6 protein-coding genes, 1 pseudogene and 1 riboswitch are annotated in these 6,071 nt (G+C 63.2%); of the genes and pseudogenes, 1 reads left to right on the forward strand and 6 read right to left on the reverse strand.

The window, feature by feature from the left end:
- From EOA33_RS20930 to EOA33_RS20955, 6 genes are all read right to left on the reverse strand, one after another.
- A partial coding sequence (locus EOA33_RS20930; RefSeq protein ID WP_145989219.1) for a glycosyltransferase family A protein occupies positions 1-328 on the reverse strand: 328 nt, incomplete at its 3' end.
- Positions 328-1,080 (reverse strand): glycosyltransferase family A protein, encoded by a 753-nt coding sequence (locus tag EOA33_RS20935; RefSeq protein WP_127406459.1) that lies wholly within the window; start codon positions 1,078-1,080, stop codon positions 328-330. The genes EOA33_RS20935 and EOA33_RS20930, both read right to left, overlap by 1 nt.
- On the reverse strand, positions 1,077-2,129 hold the full coding sequence (locus tag EOA33_RS20940) for a serine kinase (RefSeq protein ID WP_127406460.1): 1,053 nt from the start codon (positions 2,127-2,129) through the stop codon (positions 1,077-1,079). Before EOA33_RS20940 ends, EOA33_RS20935 begins: the two co-directional genes overlap by 4 nt.
- Positions 2,130-2,179: 50 nt before the next feature.
- Positions 2,180-2,611 (reverse strand): PqqD family protein, encoded by a 432-nt coding sequence (locus tag EOA33_RS20945; protein WP_127406461.1) that lies wholly within the window; start codon positions 2,609-2,611, stop codon positions 2,180-2,182.
- A 142-nt stretch (positions 2,612-2,753) separates the two neighbouring features.
- Positions 2,754-3,854, reverse strand: coding sequence for a hybrid-cluster NAD(P)-dependent oxidoreductase (locus EOA33_RS20950; protein WP_127406462.1), 1,101 nt, complete (start codon positions 3,852-3,854; stop codon positions 2,754-2,756).
- 77 nt (positions 3,855-3,931) lie between these two features.
- Positions 3,932-5,179 carry an aromatic ring-hydroxylating dioxygenase subunit alpha gene (locus EOA33_RS20955; protein ID WP_127406463.1) on the reverse strand — a complete coding sequence of 416 codons (1,248 nt, stop codon included), beginning with the start codon at positions 5,177-5,179 and terminating at the stop codon, positions 3,932-3,934.
- Positions 5,180-5,296: 117 nt separating this feature from the next.
- Positions 5,297-5,500, reverse strand: a riboswitch (cobalamin riboswitch).
- A gap of 370 nt (positions 5,501-5,870) precedes the next feature.
- On the opposite strand from EOA33_RS20955, the pseudogene EOA33_RS39770 reads away from it, so the two are divergent.
- A pseudogene (locus EOA33_RS39770) lies at positions 5,871-6,071 on the forward strand (hypothetical protein); the annotation flags it as partial.

Consider the following 6,071-nt stretch of genomic DNA (forward strand, 5'->3'; position numbering starts at 1 on the left):
CCGTTCGCGGAGATCGTTCAAGATGCGCGAGCTGCAATTCGATCTTGGTCGGCAGCCACAGGTCATCAGCGTCGAGCGTCGCGATAAACGGCGTCGACAGCGCCGCCATGCCCCTGGTCGTCGCGCTGCCGGGGCCGGCGTTGTCCTGGCGCAGCAGCCTGACCGGGATGTCCGCAATGGCGATCGCCGCCTCGAGATCATCGGTCGAACCGTCGTCGACGACCACGACGGCGTCGGCGGCGATCGTCTGCGCGGCCACCGAGCGCAGCGTATCGGCAATGGTGGCGGCCGCGTTGAAGGCCGGAATGACGACGCCGTAGCCAGCCATCACATGAACCGCCAATCCGCGAGATCCTTGACCTCAAAGATCTTGTCGATCGCACACAGCGACGGGTCGGCCCGGCGCCGCTTCATCGATTTGTGGAGTGCGCGCATGAACTCGCGACGGGGAATATCAGGCTCCCTGGTCATGTTGCCGGGATGGCGCCTGTAATAGAGCCCCACCGTATCGGGCATGACATAGTTCGGGCCGCTCTCGAAAGTGCGCAGCAGGTAGTCCGTGTCTTCGGCCTGGCTGAAATCGGTGTCGAAGTCACCGATCCGATCGACAAGCCGGCGCGTGAATATCCCGGCCGACAGATGGATTCCGCGCACGGTCACGCAGTGGCTGTCGGCCGCCGGCTCCAGCGTCTCGTCGTCCAGATTGTCGGCCAGGGTCATCAGCGAATAGGTCAGATCGAGACCGGGATCGGTTTCGAAAAGCGCCAAATCGTCCTTGAAGCGGCCGGCCGGCGAGATGTCGTCCGAATCGAGGAAGGAGACAAAGCCGGTCTGTGGCAGGAGCCGCCGGAGGCCGGCGTTGCGCGCCTTGGTGACGCCCATATTGGGCTGCTGGAAAAGACGGATGCAGGATGCTTCGCTCATCATCGAGCGCACCACCTCAACCGAGCCGTCGATCGAGCCGTCGTCGATGACGATGATGTCGAGATCGGCACGGTCGCGCTGCCTGAGCAGCGAGCGCAGCGCAGCGCCGACATACTTCTCGCGGTTATGGACTGGCATAATCACGCTCAGCTTCATGCGGAGCCTCGCGCGAGAAACCCGGAAACTTTGGCGGCGATTTCCTCCGGGCGCGTCCCCAGCGCCAGACGGTAGCATGGCAAGAGGCGGGTAAGATCGCTGAAAAAGCGAAAGCCGCCTTCGCGCTCGCCAGGCATCTGAGCGATGCCGGACGGCGCCAACGCAATCATGGCGTCCTTGCGCGACAAGGGCATGACCGAGCTTGTCCCACCACCGCCGATATGTGGCACCACCAGCGCTGCGATGTCCAGACTTGCCGGCAGCGGCCGGGGCGCGACGTCATCGATGTGGAACGGATGCTTGCCCTGCCAGTTCAGCGGACCATAGGATTTCAGCCGCTGCCTGAGGCCAAGCCGTTCGAAACCCTCGGGATCCTGCTTGAGGGTGGAAAACAGCGGATACGCCCTTACCCCCTCATCCGTCCTGTCGATAAGCACATAGTCGTCGCCGACGCTGTCCAGGCCGTTGAGCAGGCCGGCGACGACGGTTCCCGATTTTCCTGCTCCACCGGCGCCGGCAAGCAGGATGCCCTTGCCGCCGATGCCCAGCGTGCCGGCATGCGCAAGCCGCATGCCGCGCGCCGCGTAGTCCCAATGCAGAAAGGCGCGCAGCGGCGCGCCCGGCTCCCAGGGCGGAAAGCCGTCGGCGGAGCGCATCAATTGCGCGCCGACACGGCGCTTGGGATCGTATACCTGCCAAAAGTCGAGGTCGTGGAAGTAGGAGCCGCGCAGCCCGGCGTCGGCAAGCCGGGAGGCAAAGGCGTGCGGGGCGAACTGCGCCTCGCCCCATTTCGCCGGAGCGGCGATGTTACCGATGCCTGGATGGGCGATGAGGATGCGGCATACGCCCGACGCTTGCCGATCACCGCCGGCCGGAACAAGGCCGCGGTCGATGGCATCCGCGAAGGGGCCGGGCGTGAGATGGACAGCCATGTCCAACCGGTGCAAACGGACATCCCGCGTGACGGAATAGCTGGCGGCCGCACTCTCGGCCATGGCCAAAACCTGGCGGGCATAGTCCGGCAAGCTTCCGAGGGTGACCTGCGACATGGCCTGTTCCCGCGCACCGTCGCCAATGCGATCGGCCGCTCCCGGATGTCTCACGACGCGTGCTTGACCGCGGGCCAGCCCAAGGGTTCCTCGACCTCATGGATCGGATCGACCATGATGAGATCGGCAAGATCGTCGTGGACGTCAACTTTCAGGGGTTCGCGGGACGCGGCAAGCTCGGCCGGCAGCCCGCTCGGCAGCGGCTGCGCCGACGCATCCGGGGCTGGCGCCAGCAGGCCGAAATCGATGAGCTGCGCGATGAAGCTTTCGAGTTCGACCAATCCTATCGTCGCCGTTCCCGCGGCCAGTCCGACCAGCGCCGGGGCCGGCACGCCCAACGACAGCGCTTGCCAGATACGGCTGCCCGTATCGGAGAAACCGAAATACCTTCCGCTCGCGAGATCAAGCACGACGGCTTCGCCGTCGAAGGATTCAAAAACGATATCCTTGCTCGCAACAGCGTAGACATCCGCTGCCCGCATTGTTCTTGCCCCACTTCATAGCTCAAGCAACCGCGGTACCGCGGTGCTCCCCCCGAGGAACGCCTGTAAACACTCGGTTCCTGCTTGGCAAGACGATGGACACGGCGAGACACCTGTCACTTTTGGGGTTCTATGCGGCGGATCAGGCCTCGATTTCCAGCGCCGTCATCGGCCTCGAGCAGCAGGCGAGAATGAAGCCGTCGGCGATCTCGTGATCGAGGATGCCGCCATTGTGGCTCATCTCGACCTCGCCGGACACCTTCTTCACCTTGCAGGTGCCGCACAGGCCGAATTCGCAGGCGGCCGGGATCCTGACGCCAGAAGCGCGCGCCGTCTGCAGCACGGTTTGCCCGGCGATGCATTCGGCATCGACATCGGAAAGTGAAAAGCGAACCGGCGTCGCGGCCTCGACGGGCATCTCGATGCCGCCGTCGGTCGGCAGCGCGAACGGCGCCGGCACCTCCTCCACCACCGGCGCGGCAAAGCTTTCCTGGTGGTATTTGGCCATGTCGAAGCCGGCGGCCTCCAGCATCTGCCGGACGGCGCGCATGAACGGGTCGGGGCCGCAGCAGAAGATTTCCCGCTCGCGGTAGTCAGGTGCCAGAAGCGGAAGCCTTATGGCGTCGATCCGCCCCATGTGACCGAACCAGCCCTCGCGGCTGGAGCGTTCCTCGATCATAAAGCCGAGCGACAGGCCGGGCATGCGACTGCCCAGCAATTCAAGCTCCTTGCGGAAGATGATCTCTTCCGCCCTGCGCGCGCAGTTGACGAAACCGACATCGGTCCAGGGCGCGCAGTCGTTCAGCCAGCGCAGCATCGACATCATCGGCGTGACGCCGGAGCCGGCAGAGATGAACAGGTACTTGGCCGCCGGATGGCTGTGCAGCGAGAAATCGCCGGCCGGGCCATAGGCCTTCACATGGGCGCCGGGCTTGAGATTGTCGAACATCCAGCGCGTGCCGATGCTGCCGGCCTGCGCCTTCACCGTCACCGCGATCGAAAACGGCCGCGAGGGCGATGAGGACAGCGTGTAGGTGCGCATCAGCGGTCCGTCGGCGACCGGCAGTTCCAGCGTCACGAACTGGCCGGGCTTGTAGCGGAACCAGGTCTGGTTGTCGGAGCGGAAGGTGAAGGTCTTGACGTCCGGCGCCTCGTCGCTGACGCCGATCACCTCCAGCACCTGCAGCCGGTCGTTCCAGGGCGCCATCTCGTCGAGATGGCGATAGAGGGCGAGATCGGTCATCGCGTTCATCCCTTGGTCCTTTTCATTCTGCACATGTCGTGATGCCAAAACCGCTCAACACTTTTGGGCGCCATGTGCTAGGCAACACTGCGCAGCGTCGGCTGGCCGCCTTCGGCAAGGCGCGGGCCGATGAAGCCGGCGTACCATTCGACGAACTGGATGACGCCGCCCTCATGCTGCTCCGAATAGGGGCCGGGCTCATAGGCCGGCGACAGAATGCCGAAAGCGTTTTCCTCGACGATGCGGCGATCCTGGTCGTTGGTCTCGGTCCAGACATGGGTGAGTTCGGCAAGATCGTAATCGACGCCTTCCACCGCATCCTTGTGGACCAGCCATTTCGTCGTCACCGCGGTTTCGGTGGCGCTGATCGGCAGCACCCGGAAGGTGACGGCATGGTCGATCAGGATATGGTTCCAGGTCGTCGGATAGTGGTAATGCATCAACGTGCCGATGCGGTCCGCCGAGACGCTCGTGGATAGGTTCTTCCTCACCGCGCGCTTGCCGCTCATCGTATAGCTGACGGCATCGCGCAAGAGCGGCGCGCGGGTGGCGCGATACTGACCGGCGGGGTCGATGCGGAACTTGCTCGGCAGGCCCGCCGCCTCGCATTTCGCCCAATGCGCCTGCATCTCGGGATCGCTTTCGGCACCATGTACGCCGGTCACGGTCGGCGCCTCGGGAAAGGTCTTGCAGAGTTCGGGATGATTGCCGGCGCAGTGGTAGCACTCGCGGTTGTTTTCCCAGACCAGCTTCCAGTTGCCCTTCTCAACGATGGTCGATTCGAAAGCGACCTTCGCTTCGCTCAATCGATGCGGCAGGAGATAGGGTTCGATCATGGCGCGCATCGGCGCGAAATCGGCTGGCTGTTTCGCCAGGCAGATGAAGATGTAGCCGCCGACGCTCTCGCAGGTGACCGGCTTCAGGCCGAACTGGCTCTTGTCGAAGCCATCCGCCATCTGGCGGGCGAACAGCAGCCTGCCGTCGAGTTCGTAGGTCCATTGATGATAGGGGCAGACGAGCTTCGCCGCGGTGCCCTTCTCGGCGTTGCAGACGCGGCTGCCGCGATGGCGGCAGGAATTATGGAAGGCGTTGATCCTGCCTTGCTGGTCGCGGACCAGGACCACCGGATAATCGCCGATCTGCGCGGTGATGTAGCTGCCCGGCTTCGGCAATTCGCAATCGTGGCCGATGAACAGCCAGTCGCGATACCAGATTAGTTCCATGTCGAGCTTGAAGTAATCCGGGTCGGTGTAGAAAGGCTGTTCGAGCGAAAAGCCCTGCCTGCGGTTATGCAGGTGCCTCAGCATGTCGTTGCGCGCATCCATGTCCTGTCCCTCGCGTCGGTCGCATCAAGGACTGAACTGGTGGTGATGGAGAGGAACGGCGGCCACCGGCAGGGCCAGGCGCGCGCCATCCGCCTCTTGACCGCCCACCGCGATCAGTCGAGCCTAGAAATCTGGGGCTGGTTTCCGGGCTCTGGAGTGCCCTTGCGGGCGGGCGCGACACCTTCCCAGGCCAGATGGCCCAGTGGTCTCCCGTCGCGACTTGAACTCCACCACCGTTGCGGGGGCAGCGCCGGAATTTGACCGGCTTCCCAATTCTCCGTCCCGTCGTCACGGGTCGGCACCTGAGATGGCCTGATCTAATCACTAAGGCCGGCGGACCGTCGGTACGAAAACGACATCGCATCCGTGCGGGCGCGACACGCGTTTCGGGTTCGCGGCACGCTGGCGCCGAATTGCCGTCCTCGGGGGCGATCCGAATCGCGCGCTGGAAACGCCTTCATATCGACCGCTGACCGGGTCTGAATTGGTTAACAGTATAGAAAAGTGACCATTAGGAGATTCTAAAATCGAACCGAACGGTTCGTTTCTGTTGACAATGCGTGCAGGACGGTGTGAACGCAGATCTTCCAAATCGTCAACTGGGTCGATGGTCCATTCGGATAACATATTGATATTGCTTTACAATACAATACGTGTGGGAGGCCGTGGCACAATTTCAAGGTGCAGAGCCATGGTCCAGGCGAAACAACTTCGTGATTGGAAACCGGGAAGGGGCTCTCCCACATCGGGGCTGTCCGAACGACGCGCTTTCCTCCCAAGACACGCCGCTAGACGGACGGAAAAATATACTGGAGTACTAAAAATGAAAAAGATTGTTCTTACTGCCGCCGCCCTTCTGGCCATTTCCGGCAGCGCCTTTGCTGGTGGCAGC

This window comes from Mesorhizobium sp. M4A.F.Ca.ET.050.02.1.1 (assembly GCF_003997725.1).
GTDB lineage: Bacteria > Pseudomonadota > Alphaproteobacteria > Rhizobiales > Rhizobiaceae > Mesorhizobium.